Genomic DNA, 18,179 nt, shown 5'->3' with positions numbered 1-18,179 from the left:
TAATGAAATACCTAAAGTCCCTCAGCTTTCGAACTAAGGTGATTGTGAGTTTGATTTTGTTAACTCTCTTTGCGTACTTAGCTTATTCCTATGCCTGGCCTAAATATGTTCAGTGGAAGGAAGGACATGAAGTACAGATTGTTAAAACAAAGGTAGAAAGAATCGAAACTTTTGGACCTCAGAATCGCTATGTTTTTTATGAGACAACTAGACCTAATGGTTCGTATGTTTCGTCTAATCATTTTGTTGCAAAGAATGCTAAATTTGTAGGTAGAGGATCTAATCAGCCGGTTGAATTATCTTTTGATGTCTACGACCTTAATCATTTGAAGAATCCACCGAAAACGATTGATGTGGTCAAACTTTTACAAACCTATGATCAGAGATATAAACTGGCCTTTCAGGCAAGAAGAGGATATTCGGATAATGGAAGGGATTATATGGTTCTTTCTTTGGTAAATAAGGAGAACGATAAAGATAAAAAAGAAGTCGCTTTAGATTTAGAAAGTGAGAAGATCGTACAGGCACTTCCTGAAGATAAGACGGAATATAAATGGGTCCCCTTTTCGTTTCCTTATACTAATCTAGATGACATAACTACTGAGTATGGTTTTATAAGTTATTATGATTTATCATATAATGAAGAAGATGATGTTAGAAAGGACACTAATCTAAATTTTATAAAGGAATACTCTAATTACTATAAAGATATGAAAGGGTTAGCTAGAGTAGAAATTAGACAAGGAGAATATAGTGATCCGGAAGCTATTTTCCAAGATATGCGCCATTGGTTTGCACCAATTGGTCAGGATAAATTAGATGTTATTGCAACAGATCCAAAGACAAATGAGCAAACTCCGATCCATACGTATAAAGAATACAGAGACTGGTACGAAAAACATCGAGATCACTTATAGAAGGAGATAAAATGTCGAAAAAGTTAATTAAATCGGAAGAAATTCAATCAGTTCAAGTTTATTTAGAGAATTATGCGGGAAATGGGAGCGATAGTTTTTCGGTTGGTATATTAGAAGATGAGTCGGCTCATGAATTAGATACCGCTTTAAAAGCTGTTGGAGATAGCGCAAAAGATCTTGTTATTGTAGTTGAAGGTCTTAATACATTTCTGGATAAAGTAGCAGATGCATTTAAAAAATCAGATAAAGAATTAGAAGGGATGATTGATGGCGGAATAAAAGAAATACCTTTTGGTACAAGATCTCAAAGACAGGATCACTTTGTTTCTAATGGGAAAAATTCTTCAGATCGTTTCCACCGTCGTAAAATGGTAGAACATATAAATTCACAATTCAACGATTTTCCTGCATAGCACATTCTTTTAATGAAAGTAGCTAACCCAACTCTTAATAAATGAGCTGGCTGAAAAAGAAACGAAGCAAAATAGATTTTAGAGAGAACCTGAGTTCTCTCTTTTTTCATTCTCTCAACTCCCTCCACCTGGTAACTAACTTGATCTTCAAACTAATTTTTTGGTATGATAGTAGAAAATGTTTTTAAATCCAACTCAATCACAAAAGAAGGGGAATGTTCCATGAAAAAGATGATGGTATTACTGGCGAGTGTGCTTGTATTAACAGCTTGTGCTCAGCCGAAAAAAGAGACCAAGGAGTCGACCACAAGCAAAACAGAGCAAAGTACAAAAGCCTCCTCGTCTGCTAAAGAGAAAAAGGGCTTGAAATTTGTAGTTGCACCCCAATTCGAAGGAAAAACATCTGATTTGATCGAACTGGGTAAGAAGTTAGTTAAGGAGCATCCGGAGGATGGCAAGCAAGGTGAGATCACTTTGTATTATACAGGGAGTACCTATACTTTGAACCAACAAGAATATGCAGTATTTATGTTGGTCAACAAAACGACAAAGAATATTGATCATGATGCAGAGTTTAAGCTCAATTGGAGTTATGATGGACAATCTATATATCAAAATCAGTTAGTTGAGTATAGTATTTCTGAAAATGGCAAATTACCGACCCAATCAGCGACACTCTTATTGCTTCCTTTGACGAGCGAACAAAGCTCGATCGTAGAGAAGATATCAGATGAAACGAAGATGAGTCTGAGTATTACAGACATTATGATGAAGTAGCTGATGGACATGCCTGATATTAGAATACTTCTAGTCATTGCTGTGGCTGTTATTGGATTTCCTTTGTTTACCGTACTCTTTTTTGGACATTTTTATAGACGAGAAGTTAGGATTAAGACCCTCTCTTCAAAGAGCATTGAGGGAGTGGTAGTTGGCTATAAGAGGGCACAAATTGTAGCGGCTCCAATTGTCGAATATAGAGTGGATGGTCAGATCTATCATAATAGCCTAAAATATTATCGGGTGGTGCGGGCGACACTTCCTTGGAAAACGAATCAAGCGGCTAGCGATATCGATTTGATGGCGCAAAGGATAACCATCTACACCAATTCTACAGACTCAAAGGGGAATCTTTTTCAAGATGCTTTTCCACTGGGATCGACCATGACGGTCTGGTATAATCCAGCTTGTCCAAAAGAATCATACGTTGAACGCTATGGTGGGCTAGACAAATCTTATAAGCAGGAAATGTGGATTGGAATCTGGATGTTAATTTTATTGCCTATTTTGGCAGTTGTGGCCATCACTATGGGGATGAAGTATAAATGATGGATCAACTCTAACTGAATAAAAGATGGAGAGAAATCACCGTCCTATCGGTGATTTTTTCGTCTTCACTTCTCCCTCGAATTAATCCTTAAATTGTGATAAAATAAGGGTTACGAATGTTTTTGAATGGTCTATTTTCCAGCTATAAAGTGGGCCACTCAAATGCGAGCAAAAGAATCAAGATCAAGGGAGAAACAATGTCCAACACCTTTGAAATTTTAATGGATCAGCTGGATATGCCGCTGGAGATGCGATCTTCCAGTGCCTTTTTGCATGCGGAGATTCAAGAAGTCGTGGTGCACAAGGTCAGTCGGGTCTGGGAGTTCCGCTTTGCTTTTGCGGAAGTCTTGCCGATTGCTTTGTTTAAGGAATTGCGCCAGCGCTTGAAGGACGAATTTTCAAAGACAGGAAACCAGGCGACCTTTACCATCCAAGTGGCTAATCAGGATTTTTCTGCTGACTTGTTGCAGGCCTACTACCGGGAGGTCTTTGAGGAAGGGCCTTGCGCTAGTCAAGGTTTTAAGGGGCTTTACCAAGACTTGCAGGTGCGCGCGGAAGGGCAGGAATTGATCATCTCAGGGCCTTCTTCGGTTGATACGGAGCATTTTCGTAAGAACCATTTGCCCAACCTTGCCAAGCAGTTGGAAGCCTTTGGTTTTCCGCATTTCACCTGTCGGGTGGAGTCTGATGAGGAGTTGACAGAGCAAGAAGTGGCGCGCTTTGAGGAGGAAAATGAAAAGATCTTCCAAGCGGCCAATGAAGAGACCTTGCGGGCTATGGAATCCTTGGCCCAGATGGCTCCGCCACCAGCGGTTGAAGAAAAGCCAGCCTTTGATTTCAAGGCTAAGAAGGCGGCAGCTAAACCCAAGCTAGACAAGGCCGAGATCACTCCAATGATCGAGATTACGACAGAAGAGAACCGGATTGTCTTTGAGGGTGTGGTCTTTGACGTGGAGCACAAGGTGACGCGGACCGGTCGGGTTTTGATCAGCTTTAAGATGACTGATTATACCTCGAGTTTTTCCCTTCAGAAATGGGTGAAAAATGAGGAAGAAGCCCAGAAGTTTGACATGATCAAGAAGAACAGCTGGCTACGGGTGCGGGGAAATATCGAAATGAACAATTTCACGCGCGACTTGACCATGAATGTCCAAGACATCCAGGAAGTCGTGCATTATGCCCGCAAGGACCTGATGCCAGAGGGTGAGCGCCGGGTGGAATTCCACGCGCATACCAATATGTCGACGATGGATGCCCTGCCAGAAGTTGAAGAGCTGATCGCCAAGGCAGCTGAGTGGGGCCACAAGGCGGTGGCCATTACCGACCATGGCAATGTGCAGAGTTTCCCGCATGGCTTTAAAGCAGCCAAGAAAGCTGGAATCCAGCTGATCTATGGGATGGAAGCCAATATCGTAGAGGACAAGGTGCCCATCACCTATAACGAGGTGGATCTGGACCTCAATGAAGCGACTTATGTGGTCTTTGACGTGGAAACGACGGGACTTTCAGCCATTTATAATGACTTGATCCAGGTCGCCGCTTCTAAGATGTACAAAGGCAATGTCATTGAGGAGTTTGATGAGTTTATCGATCCAGGCCATCCTTTGTCCGCCTTTACGACCCAATTGACAGGGATCACCAATGAGCATGTCCGGGGTGCCAAGCCCTTGGTGCAGGTCTTAAAGGAATTTCAGGCCTTCTGTGAGGGAACGGTTCTCGTTGCCCACAATGCTACCTTTGACGTGGGCTTTATGAATGCTAACTATGAGCGCCATGGTCTTCCCAAGATCACTCAGCCGGTCATCGATACCCTGGAATTTGCCCGCAACCTCTATCCAGATTTTAAACGGCATGGCTTGGGGCCATTGACCAAGCGCTTTGGGGTAGGCTTGGAGCACCACCACATGGCCAACTACGATGCGGAAGCGACGGGACGCCTGCTCTTTATCTTCATTAAAGATGTCGCTGAAAAGCACGGGGTGACCAATCTTAAGGACTTGAATATCGATTTGATCGATGAGAATTCTTATAAGAAGGCGCGGGTCAAGCATGCGACTCTCTATGTCAAGAACCAGACCGGCCTTAAGAACATGTTTAAACTGGTGTCACTTTCTGGGACCAAGTATTTCGAAGGAGTCCCACGGATTCCCAAGACCGTGCTGGACGCCCACCGCGAGGGCTTGATCCTCGGATCGGCCTGCTCAGAAGGGGAAGTTTTTGATGCGGTCATGTCGCAAGGTGTGGATGCGGCAGTCGAAGTGGCTAAGTACTACGACTTTATCGAGGTTATGCCACCGGCTATCTACGCACCCCTCATTGCCAAGGAGCAGGTCAAGGACATGGAGGAGCTCCAGACCATTATCAAGAGCTTGATCGAAGTGGGGGATCGTCTCGGCAAGCCCGTTCTTGCGACGGGTAATGTCCACTATCTGGAGCCAGAAGATGAGATCTATCGGGAGATCATTGTCCGTAGTCTCGGTCAAGGGGCCATGATCAACCGGACCATTGGGCACGGAGAAGATGCCCAGCCAGCGCCACTGCCAAAAGCGCATTTCAGAACCACCAATGAAATGTTGGATGAATTTGCCTTTTTGGGAGAAGACTTGGCACGCAAGATTGTCATTGAAAATACCAATGCACTCGCAGAGACCTTTGAGCCGGTCGAAGTGGTTAAGGGTGACCTCTATACGCCATTTATCGACAAGGCCGAAGAAACGGTTGCGGAATTGACCTATAAGCGAGCCTTTGAGATCTATGGTAATCCGCTTCCTGATATTGTCGATCTGCGGATTGAAAAGGAATTGACTTCCATCTTGGGGAATGGCTTTGCCGTGATTTATCTAGCATCGCAAATGCTGGTGCATCGTTCCAATGAGCGGGGCTACCTGGTTGGATCGCGTGGATCCGTTGGTTCCAGCTTTGTCGCGACCATGATCGGGATTACCGAGGTTAATCCGCTTTCGCCTCACTATGTTTGTAGCCAGTGCCAGTACAGTGAGTTCATCACAGACGGTTCTTATGGATCTGGTTTTGATATGCCGGACAAGGATTGTCCAAACTGTGGCCATAAGCTCAGCAAAAATGGCCAGGATATTCCTTTTGAAACCTTCCTTGGTTTTGATGGGGACAAGGTACCCGATATCGATTTGAACTTCTCAGGGGAAGATCAGCCGAGCGCCCACTTGGATGTTCGTGATATCTTTGGGGAAGAATATGCCTTCCGGGCAGGAACGGTAGGTACGGTCGCAGCTAAGACCGCCTATGGTTTTGTCAAGGGCTATGAGCGGGATTTTGGCAAGTACTACCGAGATGCTGAGGTCGAGCGCTTGGCTCTCGGTGCAGCTGGGGTCAAACGGACGACCGGTCAGCACCCGGGGGGAATCGTTGTTATTCCAAACTATATGGATGTCTATGACTTTACTCCGGTCCAGTATCCGGCAGATGATGTGACCGCTGAATGGCAGACCACCCACTTTAACTTCCACGATATCGATGAGAACGTCCTTAAGCTCGATGTCCTGGGACATGATGATCCGACCATGATTCGGAAACTTCAGGACTTATCAGGCATTGATCCGAACGATATCCCTATGGATGATCCAGGGGTCATGGCCCTCTTTTCTGGGACGGAAGTGCTAGGGGTGACAGCCGAGCAGATCGGAACGCCGACAGGGATGTTGGGGATTCCAGAGTTTGGGACCAACTTTGTTCGGGGCATGGTCGAAGAGACCCATCCGACGACCTTCGCAGAGTTACTTCAGCTCTCTGGTCTGTCTCACGGTACCGACGTGTGGTTGGGAAATGCCCAAGACTTGATCAAAGCGGGCATTGCCGACCTATCGACCGTTATCGGGTGTCGGGACGACATCATGGTTTACCTCATGCACGCGGGGCTCAAGCCTAAGATGGCCTTTACCATCATGGAGCGCGTGCGGAAAGGCATGTGGCTCAAGATCTCAGAAGAAGAGCGCAATGGCTACATCCAAGCCATGAAGGAAAACAATGTCCCTGAATGGTACATTGAGTCCTGTGGAAAAATCAAGTACATGTTCCCGAAAGCCCATGCGGCAGCCTATGTTATGATGGCCCTTCGTGTAGCCTACTTTAAGGTACATCATCCACTTTATTACTACTGTGCTTACTTCTCGATTCGGGCCAAGGCCTTTGACATCAAGACTATGGGCGCAGGCCTTGAGGCCGTGAAAGATCGGATGAAAGAAATCGCTGAAAAACGCAAGAACAACGAAGCTTCCAACGTAGAGATCGATCTCTACACCACCCTTGAGATTGTCAATGAGATGTGGGAGCGGGGCTTCAAGTTTGGCAAGCTAGACCTCTATCGCAGTCAGGCGACAGAATTCTTGATCGATGGGGATACCCTGATTCCACCATTTGTCGCTATGGATGGTCTAGGAGAGAACGTTGCCAAGCAAATCGTGCGAGCGCGTGAAGAAGGAGAATTCCTTTCTAAGACCGAGCTCCGGAAGCGTGGCGGTGTTTCGTCTACCCTAGTTGAAAAGATGGATGAGATGGGCATTCTTGGCAATATGCCAGAGGATAACCAGTTGAGCCTCTTTGATGATTTGTTTTGATGGAGGAAATCCATTTACAAAAGTTGATCAAGTTTCATCTAATTAAGACTTAACAGTAAAACCAGTAGAGATGATTTTTATGATTTTCATTTCTGCTGGTTTTTAGATATGATAGAATATAAATAAGTTTTTATCCAGAGACTAAAACTTTAGGAAGTTATATATTGAAATTATCAAAAATGATCGCTATAAATTATTAATAATGATACTCTCAAACAAGAGTAGGCTTAACGGAAGTAGTGTTTGCTATACCTTAATAACTTTTCGATATGGAATGGAGATAAGTATGATTTTAGGTGAAACTTATAGGAAAATAAGAGAAGAAAAGGGAATTTCTATTTCTTCATTAGCAGGTGCTGAAATTTCAAAATCTCAAATATCTAGATTTGAATTAGGAGAAACAGAGATTTCTGTCTTTAAGTTATTGTATCTTCTTGAAAGAATAGGAGTGACACTAGAAGAATTTCTGCTTATCTGTAATCATTATCAACCTTCGGATTTTAATACTTTAATAGCTTCTGTTAAACAAGCTGCATATAATGAAGATGCTCAAGCATTACTAGATATGGTAGAGAAAGAAATAGAACTTTTTCATGGGACAAATTCTCATTACCATAAATTAAATGCTATTTTCATTGAAAGTATTGTTTCGGGAATGGATAAGAATCATCAATTGAGTCGTCAAGACGCCTCTTATCTTACAAATTATTTATTTTCTGTTGAAAACTGGGGTTATTATGAAACGCTTATCCTTGGAAATTGCTGTCGTGTTCTATCTCCAGATTTATTATTTAGATATGCCAAAGAGGCGCTCAAAAAAGGGAAGTTGTATGGTTCTATACCTAGAAATAGACAATCTCTCATTCAACTACTTCTCAATTCTTTGATTATAATGATTGAGAACGACTTATATGAGGAATCTTTATTTTTAAAACAGGCTACGAAGAATATATTAGCGGATTCCACAGATTTTTTTGAACAAACTATTTTGCTGTATTTAGATGGATATTTGGAACTGAAATTCTATCATAATCAAAAATCACTTTTAAAAATCGAAGAAGCTTTAAAAATTTTCGAACTCTTCAATAAAACAATCTACAAAAATTACAAAGAATACTTTGAGAAACACATCATTCATTTAGTAGACTAGGCCATTTATCTATAGGGTAATAACGTGATCAAACTCTTCCAATATTTCTGGATTTTGATCATGAGTAATGACAATAACAATTGCATCTTTAATGGATAGAATGTAGTCCATCATTGCTTTGGCTTTTATTGGATCAAGGTTGCTTGTAGGTTCGTCAAAAATATATACAGAATATGGTTTGGCTAAAAACCTAGCTAAATCAATTCGTTGCTTTTCTCCTTCTGAAATGGTTTGATTTGATTGAGATAGACTCTTATTAAGGAAGTCTTCATTAAATCCTAAGGCTTTTCTTAATTTTTCAGTTAAATAAAGGTTTCTGGACAGTTTGATATTCTCTAGGATATTTCCTTCAATCAGAAAATCATTTTTTTGCACAAATGCAATATCTTTATATAACTCCTCTGAGGGAATATCAATATTCTGTTTTCCGTTGATTTTTATTTCCCCATCATAAAGATTTTTGGAATAATAGTTTAGTATTAATTTTACTAAAGTTGTTTTCCCAGCTCCTGAAGCACCTATAATCGCATAGCGTTTGCCTTTTTTAAATTCATAGGAAAAATGATCAAATAATATTTTATTTTCAATTTCATAATGTAATTGGCTAATAGAAATGGTCGAAATGTTATCACAATCAATTGTCCTTGTTTTATGGAAAATTTCATGATTTGTCTCATATAAATTTTCTTGGATATTATCAATAATGGACTTGCTACTGCTGATTAAATTTTTATTGTAAAGAATAGATTGTAATGGAGCAAAAACACCGTTTAATAATTGAATACTTGCTACTAGTAATCCAATAGTCAGTAAGTTATTTCTTACAAAAAAGATACCAGCAACCATACAGGATAGTTGAGAGCCAAAACTTAGTAAAATTCCAGTAGTTGAAGCTAAGTCTTTTAAGAATTGATATGTTTTTCTGGACTCTTCAAATTCTAAACTGATTTCCTGAATTTTTTCTTGGGTCCAGCTTTGAATATTTAATAACTTAATTTGTTCAAAACCATTAATAAAGTTTGTCATTTTTGACAAATAGTGATTATTTTGTAGAGAATAATTATTTGTTGATTTAGTCATTAACTTTCCAGGAATTTGTGATAGAAAAATCGTTATACTCGACAATAAAAGAAAGACTAATGCTAATCGCCATTCTATATAAATAATAGCAACCACACTCATGATAAGGCTCCCTAAATTTGCAATTAGAGAGATTTTAGGGATTAATAAATTTTCTTGAATAAGGTCACTGTTTTTGGTGATATTATTTAAGAAATCTGAATGGTTACGGTTGTCAATTTGGTTAAATTCACGCGATAAATAATGTAATAAGAGACGCCTTTTTAGATCTAAAATAACTTTTTTTACATATTGGTTTTTAAGATAGGAATAGGAACAAGAAATCAAGAACCACAGTAAAATCGAACTTACACAAATAGTGATATGAAAGAGTAATCCACTATTTGAATTAGATATACTATCAAGTATTCTTCCTAATTGGAGAGAGAAGAATGTCATTAAAAGAGCACTTGTCAGACTTAATAAAATAAGCAAGAAATATAGTAATTTATATTGTTTCGTAATCTGCTTCATATTTTTCACCTCTTAATATATGATAGCAACATTATATTCTAAAACTAAAACTCAGGCTGAGATCTCCCATATTTGGGATACTAATTTTATTTCTTTACTATATTTTAGTTTACAGCTATCTATTGTATATCCTATGGATTTACAATAGCTTTCTTTTTTGATACAATAAAAGATAGAAAGAAGGTGAGAATATGTCAAAGACGAGCATGAGTATCCGTTTGGATAGTGAGGTTAAGGAGCAGGCCCAACTGGTGTTCAATCATTTGGGAATGGATATGACAACAGCTATCAACATTTTCCTTCGTCAGGCTATTCAATATCAGGGCTTACCTTTTGATGTTCGATTAGACGATCACGGGAAGTTGCTCCAAGTCGTAACGGATGTAGAGCAAAATCGGAATATGAGTCAACCCTTTGAATCAGTCTCAGACTTGATGGAGGACTTGCGTGCTTAAGATTCGTTATCATAAACAGTTTAAAAAAGATTTTAAGTTAGCAATGAAGCGAGGTTTGAAGGCAGACTTGTTAGAAGAAGTCTTGAATTTTCTGGTTCAAGAAAAAGAACTTCCTGTCAGATATCGTGACCATCAATTGACCAATTCCAAGCATTTCCAAGGTGTTCGGGAGTGTCATATCCAGCCGGATTGGCTTTTGGTTTACAAAGTAGATAAGGATGAATTGATTTTAAATTTGCTGAGGACAGGAAGTCACAGTGATTTGTTCTAGAAACAAAGGAGGAGAACATGAAGTTAGAAATTTTTGCAGAAGACAAACCAGCTGAAAAAGTCTTTGAGTACAAGCTAGAAGTGGCAGACAATGTGCTGCTCCTTTCCACTGCCCTGCTCTCAGGAGCGATTGCTCTAGCCAGCTTGTTTTCAGCCTTGAAAGATTAACTGACAGCCTCTATTTTCCTTTTGAAAATAGAGGTTTTTCAGTCCTTTCAAATCTGATAAGTGTTTTCTTTGGTACTGGATTGTGTTACAATTTTTAGTAACAAGTGTTTATAACAAGGAAACAGAAAAGATGAAACAAAGGAGAAGCGCGTGGCAAGATATTTAGTAGGGCCTTACAACAATAGTTGGAACTTTATGGATGCGCTTGAAAAAGCGCAGGATGGAGATACCATCGAGTTTGAAAATGGGTATGTGTTTCAATGGCCGACAGATGAGGTAATTGTGATCAACAAGAGCCTTCATTTTGTGGGGCATGTAGTTCCAAATCCAAATGGTAATGGGCGCATGTTTAACAACACGATTGAGGCTTCTTTCCGATTTGTAGAGGGAGCTCAGGTGACATTTGAAGATCTGTGGTTTAAAGTTGGTGGGAACTATACTGCCTTGACCTTATGGAATGAGTCAGCTATCACTTGTAAACAGGTCTATTTTGAAATCACCACTCCGACAAATAGTGAATTTTTTATCTATATGGATACGCATTCGAAAATGACATTGGATGGAGTTGGGATGAAGGTTCCGGAAAAACACCAAAGTGTCATCGGAATGTCAGCATCAGAATTGTCCATTCAAAATTCAACGATTTTTTCTAAGATAGATCTGTCAGAAGGATCTAAATTGACCTTAGAAAATGTCCATATTGAAAAATTTGGGAATAATACGATCCATGCCAAGGACTCAGAAGTGATCGCAAAAAATTCAACGATTACAGGCGGGGATCTGGAAAAGGACTTTCCACCAGTTTGGTTGAGGAATGTCATCTGGGAGTCTGAAAACTGTAAAATTGAGTTGCCTACTGGAACTGGAGTCTGTCTTGACAATAATGTTCAATTCAATTCGGATTCGGATCGTATAACCTCCATCAATTCATTCAATAGTATGATCCGAGCTCACCAGGCTACATTTACAGAATTTTTATGCGTCTATGAAGAGTCCTTTGCTTCCCTGACTGGAGAAACAACCTTCTTGAATGAGAATGCCCAAACCATTTCGTTTGGAGTTTTTGATGATGGTGTGCTGATGGCTGAGCATATGATTTGTCATAAGATTGCGGATCCTAATATCCGGCTTCAAGGTGGAGCCTTTGTGAAGGCAGGTAGCATGACCTATAGGCAGGGTGATGCGCGTGATCTGACCAAGGAAATTGAGGATGACTGTGACTATCTTGTTGGCAGAGAAGTGGCTAAGGGCAATGCGCAAGTCGTTGCTGCGGAGCAGGCAATGGATGCAACGGTGGCATCAAACCCTACAACGGGCTCTGGACCAGAGAAGAAACAAGATGCTCTTCAAGAACTCAATAGCCTGATCGGTCTTGAAAAAGTCAAACATGAGATCAAGAAAATGATCAACATGGTGGAATTTAACAAGAAACGGATTGCCAGTGGTAAGGCGCCTGAAAAGCAAACCCTCCACGCTGCCTTTATGGGAAACCCTGGTACAGGGAAAACGACGGTGGCTCGTCTGTTGGGACAAGTGCTCTTTGATGCGGGTGTTCTCTCAGGAGAAGAATTCCGTTTCGTGGAAGCAACGGAGTCCGATCTGATCTCTTCGAATATTGGAGGAACAGCTGAACAGACCCAGGCCCTGCTTGAAAAAGCGCGAGGAGGTATCCTCTTTATTGATGAAGCCTATAGCTTGGATAAGAAGGACAGTGGTGCGGATTTTGGGATCGAGGCGATCAATACCATCCTCAAGTTTATGGAGGACAATCGCGATGACATCATGATCATCTTTGCCGGCTATACCAAGGAAATGGAAGAGTTCTTAAAGACCAATCCAGGCCTCCGTTCTCGGGTACCAAATAATTTCATCTTTGAAGATTTCACGGGAGATGAGATTGTCCAACTAGGGGAAATGATTTTAAGCAAAGGGGACTACAAGCTCGAAGACAGGGATTACTATGCGCGTCATGTCAAACGGGCCTATGATGGCTCGCTAGATAAGAGCAATGGTCGCTGGATCCGTAACTTGGATGAGCAATTGACCAAGACCATGGCAGATCGGGTAGTGGCCCAAGGTTCCGATGATATTGAGACCATCCTCAATAGCGATATCGATGCTGTCCTTAACCAAGGTAAGTATCAAGCCGGAGCCGACAAGGAAGAAGATGGGATGGCTGCCCTCAACCGTTTGGTTGGAATTGCCAAAGTGAAAGAGCAAGTCGAACAATTCGTAGCCATGGCTGAGTTCAATCAAAAACGGGTTGAACAAGGTGGCATCGTCGAAGACACGACCTTGCACTCTCTCTTTCTTGGAAATCCCGGTACAGGGAAAACGACTGTGGCCCGTATTTTGGGCAATATCCTCTTCCAAAAAGGGGTGATCAATCAGAAGAAATTCATCGAAGTATCGCGGAGCAATCTGGTTGGAGGTTACCAAGGTCAAACAGCCTTAAAGACGCGCGAAGTTTTAGAGAGTGCGCTGGGTGGAGTCCTCTTTATTGATGAGGCCTATACGCTCTTTACCGGTTCAAATGATGATTTTGGGAAGGAAGCCTTGGATGAAGTCCTCAAATTTATGGAGGACCACCGTCGCGATATCGTTATAATCTTTGCCGGTTACACGAAAGAGATGCACGACTTCTTGCAGGTCAATTCAGGTCTGCAAAGCCGGATCCCGACTACATTTGACTTTGAGGACTATAGTCCAGATGAGATCGTCGAGATCGGTCTGTTGGGATTGCACAAGCAAGGCTACCAAGTCAATGAAGCCCTTTACGGAGAGATTGTGAAAGGAAATTATATGCGTGCCAATGACCATAGTAATGGTCGCTGGGTCCGCAATCTCAATGAAAAACTCTTGCGCCAAGTATCGACGCGAGTAACCCGTGAAGGTAGTACGGATTACAATTCGATTTTGGATCAAGATTTGGAAGCCTTGAGGGAGAATGGCAATTCTGGGCATCCCCATACAGTAGATGATCAAGGCTATGTTCTTCCTTAAGCTAAAAGGAACAAGAAAAAGGAGGCTGGGACAAAAGTCCTAGTCTCTCAATTATTTTTGGATTGTCGAGCAAGACGCAGTGGTTGAGTGGGCTCTACTACGCTGATTTCATCAGCTTTTACAGCCCTACTCAACTGTGCGGAGGTGGGACGACGAAATCGAATTCTAACGAATTACCGATTTCTGTCCCACTCTCTTTTTGCATGGACTTATGGTATACTAGGAGGAGATCATTCACTTATGAAGGAGAAAACAATGGTTTTACCAAATTTTAAAGAAAACCTCGAAAAATACGCTAAATTATTGGTTGCGAACGGTATCAACGTGCAACCTGGCCATACCTTGGTCTTGAACATTGATGTGGAACAAAGAGAATTGGCCCACTTGATTGTGAAGGAAGCCTATGCCTTGGGTGCGCACGAAGTCATTGTCCAGTGGGCAGATGACTTCACTACCCGGGAAAAGTTCCTCCATGCACCGATGGATCGCTTGGACAACGTGCCTGACTATAAGATTGCAGAGATGAACTACCTCTTGGAACACAAGGCGAGTCGTTTGGGTGTGCGCTCATCTGATCCAGGTGCCTTAAATGGTGTCGATGCAGAGAAATTGTCTGCTTCTGCCAAGGCTTTGGGCATGGCCATGAAACCAATGCGCATCGCCACTCAATCCAACAAGGTTAGTTGGACCGTGGCTGCAGCAGCAGGACTAGAATGGGCGAAAAAGGTCTTCCCAAATGCGACTAGTGATGAAGAAGCAGTGGATCTCCTGTGGGATCAAATCTTCAAGACCTGCCGGGTGTACGAAGAAGACCCAGTCAAGGCTTGGGAAGAGCATGCAGCTATTCTCAAGAGCAAGGCAGATACACTTAATAAAGAACAATTCTCAGCCCTTCATTACACAGCACCAGGAACTGATTTGACTCTTGGCTTGCCGAAGAACCACGTTTGGGAATCTGCTGGAGCTATCAATGCCCAAGGCGAAGGCTTCTTGCCAAACATGCCGACAGAAGAGGTCTTCACAGCTCCTGACTTCCGTCGTGCAGAAGGTTATGTCACTTCCACAAAACCGCTTAGCTACAATGGGAACATCATCGAAGGCATCAAAGTGACCTTTGAAAATGGAGAAATTGTGGATATCACAGCTGAAAAAGGCGATCAAGTCATGAAAGATTTGGTCTTCAAAAACAAGGGAGCGCGTGCCTTGGGTGAATGTGCTCTCGTACCAGATCCAAGCCCAATTTCCCAATCAGGCATTACCTTCTTTAACACCCTCTTTGATGAAAATGCCTCTAACCACTTGGCCATCGGGGCAGCCTATGCAACCAGCGTAGAAGGGGGCGCAGAATTCACAGAAGAAGAACTCGAAGCAGCCGGCCTCAACCGCTCAGATGTCCACGTTGACTTCATGATCGGCTCAAGCCAAATGGATATCGACGGTATCCGTGAGGATGGAACACGCGTCCCAGTCTTCCGCAACGGAGATTGGGCAATATAGGGAGCAGGACAGAAATCGGTAGACGCAGTCTCGTAAAAAAAGTAAGGTAGTAGTGAATCATCACTACTACCTTACTTTTTTGTCATTTGCTCTATTCTAAAATCAAGAGTCCTTCTTTGATTTCAAATGGGTTGTTTGGGTTGATGCGGTCATAGAACATAATACCGTTGGTGTGGTCGATTTCATGTTGAACGACGATGGAGTTGTAGCCTTTGAGTTTGATGCGTTTCTTTTCACCGTCTTTTGTGAAATACTCAACGGTCACGCGGGCGTGGCGAACCACATAGCCTGGGACGTTGCGGTCTACAGAGAGACAGCCTTCCCCATCTCCAAGAGCCGCATCTTGGACAGAATGGGCGACAACCTTTGGATTGTACATGACTTCTTGAAGGCTATAGGCTTCTTTTGGTGGGTTGCCATCGGCATCTTCTGGATTGGGTACCAAAACAGCGATAATCCGTTTCGAGATATCCAGCTGAGGGGCTGCGAGCCCCACTCCTCCACGGAGGCCAAGTTTTTCAGCCATAACAGGGTCTTGAGAATGGTGCAAGAATTGCATCATTTTTTCACCTAGGATAATTTCCTGATCAGGCAAAGGGAAGGTCACATCTTCAGCGACTGCTCGAAGTGTTGGATTTCCTTCGCGGATGATGTCATCCATATCAATCAAATGGGATGCTCTTGTAACTTTTTCAATTGCTTTCATCGTTTTCTCTCACTTTCTTTCTACCCTCCATGATAACACAAAAGAGCCTAAAATTAAAGTTATCTGTCGACAGTTTCCGCATGTTTGATGGACAAATCACTCATCCTTTTGGGATCTAAAATCGTATAGATCCGCCCTTCTCTTTGGATCAACCCCTCGTCAATCATCTGCTTGATGACGCGGCTAAGGTGGCGGTAGCTGATCCCAAAACGCAGAGCTAGCTGATTCATCTTTGGCTTGAGGGCCCCATTTTCATCGCAATGCTCAAGGAAATGAGTCGCCACGCGCTCCTTGACCGAATAATGAAAGTTGGCAGGAGCTAAATAGTTGATCTGGTGCAATTTCTCAGCCAAGGTCTTGGCCGTAGAGCGCAGAAAGGTTGGATCAATCAGGAGGCGCTTCTTAAAGTGCTGGGCTGGGAGCTGGACGACTAGCGAGTCTTGGTCAGCGATGACCGATGTGATGCAGACCCGATCGAGCAGGAGCTCAATCTCTCCTAACAGTCCAGGTTTTTCTTGGATTTCAAGGATGGTGTCGCTACCATTTTCAAGACTGTGGACGATCTTGAGCCGGCCTTTGAGAAAATAAGGAATGACATCTTGGTCAGAACCCTGACGGCAGATATACTCTCCAGCCTGATAGAGAACGAGGTCCAGCTGACTAAGACAGTCACCTGGAAAGATCTGATCCAATTGGTAGTCAGTGATGATCTCCATGAGTTTCGTAGATGGGGAAATTTTTTTCATCTCAATCTCCTAAAATAGGACAAATGTCCTATTTTTCTCTTTCTAAATTGATTATACTAGGATTCTATTGAAAATACTAGTTTGAATCTTTTCTAAAAAAATTAGTAAAGTCAAATGTTACCAGTAAAGTGTAGGAAATAAAAAAATGAAAAAAACAATGGAAAGAATCAGTCTCTTGAGCTTGTCGCTCATGCTGATCTCATCCTTTTCAATTACAGCCGGTTTGCCAGCTATGAAGGCCTATTTTAGCCAATTCGGATATTCAGCAGGCCAGGTGGAACTCTTGGTTTCCCTGCCGGCCTTTGCGGTTGTGGTCATGCTCTTTTTAAATAGCCTGATCGAGCGATGGATGAGTGAGCGCCAGATGATTGTCGCAGGGCTCTTGCTCTTTTCAACTAGTGGCCTTGTGCCTTTGGTCGTGCAGGACTATCCTCTCATCTTTCTTAGTCGTTTGGTTTTTGGTTTGGGGACAGGAATGATCAATGCCAAGGCTATTTCGATTATCAGTGAACGCTACTCAGGCAATGACAAGACTCGGATGCTGGGCTATCGGGGGTCTGCTGAAGTGGTGGGCTCTGCCATCTTGACTTTTATTGTTGGACAACTCTTACCCCTAGGCTGGCCAGCGATCTTTGCTGTATATGGAGGTGGTTACTTGATTTTACTCTTCTATATCCTTTTTGTCCCCTATCCTAAGGGGAAAAAACAGGCTAGCTTGAAGGAGAAAAAGAAAGGTTCTGCACGCCTTCGCTCCCCTCAATGGCGTTTTAGTCTGATGCTAGCTGTGATTGCTGGTATCATCATTTGTTTCAATTCCATCATTAGCCTGCGCGTGCCAGATATCATTGTTGACGCTCGTATGGGAACGGCGACAACAGCTGGAACAGTCCTAAGTCTGATGCAATTGACAGGGATTGTAGCGGGAGTGGGATTTGCTAGTTTGACACATGTTTTCAAAAAGAACTTGCTCATGATCATGTGCTTTGGTTTCGGTCTAGCTTTAGCCTTGATTGGCTTGTCTGGACAGCTGTGGAGCCTAGTTCCAGGAACCCTCTTGGCAGGATTTACCTACAGTACGGGAGTAACCAGTATCTTCTATCACTTATCTGAAAAAATTCCGACTAATCTCCTGAACCTTGCGACCTCGCTTGTCTTGATTGGCTGCAATCTTGGATCAGCCGTCTCTTCTTTCTTCATCCAGTTGGTGACGCCACTAGCTCCTTCCAATCATCTGCTCTTTGTCTTGATTGGTGCTTTGATGCTCCTAACAGGAGTCTTCGCCTCACAATTACTAGCACGAACGAAATGATTGAGAAATCATTTCGTTTTTTTAATTCAATTGA

At 42.4% G+C, this 18,179-nt stretch carries 15 protein-coding genes; 12 read left to right on the top strand and 3 right to left on the bottom strand.

The features are described from left to right. Positions 1 to 2 precede the first annotated feature (2 nt). From PCY07_RS00405 to PCY07_RS00380, 6 genes are all read left to right on the top strand, one after another. Positions 3 to 917, top strand: coding sequence for a hypothetical protein (locus tag PCY07_RS00405; RefSeq protein WP_003016110.1), 915 nt, complete (start codon positions 3 to 5; stop codon positions 915 to 917). 11 nt (positions 918 to 928) lie between these two features. Continuing rightward, positions 929 to 1,330, top strand: a complete 402-nt coding sequence (locus PCY07_RS00400) for a hypothetical protein (protein WP_003016125.1) — start codon at positions 929 to 931, stop codon at positions 1,328 to 1,330. A 222-nt stretch (positions 1,331 to 1,552) separates the two neighbouring features. Next, complete coding sequence (locus PCY07_RS00395; protein WP_301354891.1) at positions 1,553 to 2,107, top strand: hypothetical protein; 555 nt, start codon at positions 1,553 to 1,555, stop codon at positions 2,105 to 2,107. 9 nt (positions 2,108 to 2,116) lie between these two features. Then, positions 2,117 to 2,656: a DUF3592 domain-containing protein gene (locus tag PCY07_RS00390; protein WP_301354893.1), complete on the top strand. Its 540-nt coding sequence runs from the start codon at positions 2,117 to 2,119 to the stop codon at positions 2,654 to 2,656. A gap of 197 nt (positions 2,657 to 2,853) precedes the next feature. Beyond that, positions 2,854 to 7,248: a PolC-type DNA polymerase III gene (locus PCY07_RS00385; RefSeq protein WP_301354895.1), complete on the top strand. Its 4,395-nt coding sequence runs from the start codon at positions 2,854 to 2,856 to the stop codon at positions 7,246 to 7,248. A gap of 286 nt (positions 7,249 to 7,534) precedes the next feature. After that, complete coding sequence (locus tag PCY07_RS00380; RefSeq protein WP_301354897.1) at positions 7,535 to 8,398, top strand: helix-turn-helix domain-containing protein; 864 nt, start codon at positions 7,535 to 7,537, stop codon at positions 8,396 to 8,398. 9 nt (positions 8,399 to 8,407) lie between these two features. On the opposite strand, the gene PCY07_RS00375 is transcribed toward PCY07_RS00380, so the two are convergent. Further along, the gene (locus PCY07_RS00375) at positions 8,408 to 9,991 is read right to left on the bottom strand and encodes an ABC transporter ATP-binding protein (RefSeq protein ID WP_037616892.1); all 1,584 of its coding nucleotides are present in this window, start codon (positions 9,989 to 9,991) and stop codon (positions 8,408 to 8,410) included. A 191-nt stretch (positions 9,992 to 10,182) separates the two neighbouring features. Between PCY07_RS00375 and PCY07_RS00370 the strand changes: the two genes are divergently transcribed. The 5 genes from PCY07_RS00370 (at position 10,183) to PCY07_RS00350 (ending at position 15,384) form a co-directional block, all read left to right on the top strand. Continuing rightward, positions 10,183 to 10,446: a type II toxin-antitoxin system RelB/DinJ family antitoxin gene (locus tag PCY07_RS00370; protein ID WP_009732165.1), complete on the top strand. Its 264-nt coding sequence runs from the start codon at positions 10,183 to 10,185 to the stop codon at positions 10,444 to 10,446. Beyond that, positions 10,439 to 10,717, top strand: a complete 279-nt coding sequence (locus PCY07_RS00365) for a type II toxin-antitoxin system YafQ family toxin (RefSeq protein WP_003013623.1) — start codon at positions 10,439 to 10,441, stop codon at positions 10,715 to 10,717. The genes PCY07_RS00370 and PCY07_RS00365 overlap by 8 nt, the downstream gene beginning before the upstream one ends. 17 nt (positions 10,718 to 10,734) lie before the next feature. After that, positions 10,735 to 10,884, top strand: coding sequence for a hypothetical protein (locus PCY07_RS00360; protein WP_155127304.1), 150 nt, complete (start codon positions 10,735 to 10,737; stop codon positions 10,882 to 10,884). Positions 10,885 to 11,034: 150 nt separating this feature from the next. Further along, entirely contained in the window at positions 11,035 to 13,887 is a 2,853-nt protein-coding gene (locus tag PCY07_RS00355; RefSeq protein WP_301354902.1) for an AAA family ATPase, read from the top strand. Between the two features lie 255 nt (positions 13,888 to 14,142). Then, the gene (locus PCY07_RS00350) at positions 14,143 to 15,384 is read left to right on the top strand and encodes an aminopeptidase (RefSeq protein WP_301354904.1); all 1,242 of its coding nucleotides are present in this window, start codon (positions 14,143 to 14,145) and stop codon (positions 15,382 to 15,384) included. A 91-nt stretch (positions 15,385 to 15,475) separates the two neighbouring features. Here PCY07_RS00350 and def read toward each other — a convergent pair whose 3' ends face one another. Both def and PCY07_RS00340 read right to left on the bottom strand, forming a co-directional pair. Next, the gene (gene def / locus PCY07_RS00345; RefSeq protein WP_301354906.1) at positions 15,476 to 16,090 is read right to left on the bottom strand and encodes a peptide deformylase; all 615 of its coding nucleotides are present in this window, start codon (positions 16,088 to 16,090) and stop codon (positions 15,476 to 15,478) included. A 59-nt stretch (positions 16,091 to 16,149) separates the two neighbouring features. Beyond that, complete coding sequence (locus tag PCY07_RS00340) at positions 16,150 to 16,836, bottom strand: cyclic nucleotide-binding domain-containing protein (RefSeq protein ID WP_301354907.1); 687 nt, start codon at positions 16,834 to 16,836, stop codon at positions 16,150 to 16,152. Between the two features lie 145 nt (positions 16,837 to 16,981). Between PCY07_RS00340 and PCY07_RS00335 the strand changes: the two genes are divergently transcribed. Next, on the top strand, positions 16,982 to 18,145 hold the full coding sequence (locus PCY07_RS00335; RefSeq protein ID WP_301354915.1) for an MFS transporter: 1,164 nt from the start codon (positions 16,982 to 16,984) through the stop codon (positions 18,143 to 18,145). The last annotated feature ends 34 nt before the right edge of the window (positions 18,146 to 18,179 follow it).

Source organism: Streptococcus sp. SP1 (assembly GCF_030440005.1).
Taxonomy (GTDB): Bacteria; Bacillota; Bacilli; order Lactobacillales; family Streptococcaceae; genus Streptococcus; species Streptococcus parasanguinis.
Note: the sequence above shows the minus strand (reverse complement) of the source record. Positions and strands in the feature narration are given on the sequence as shown.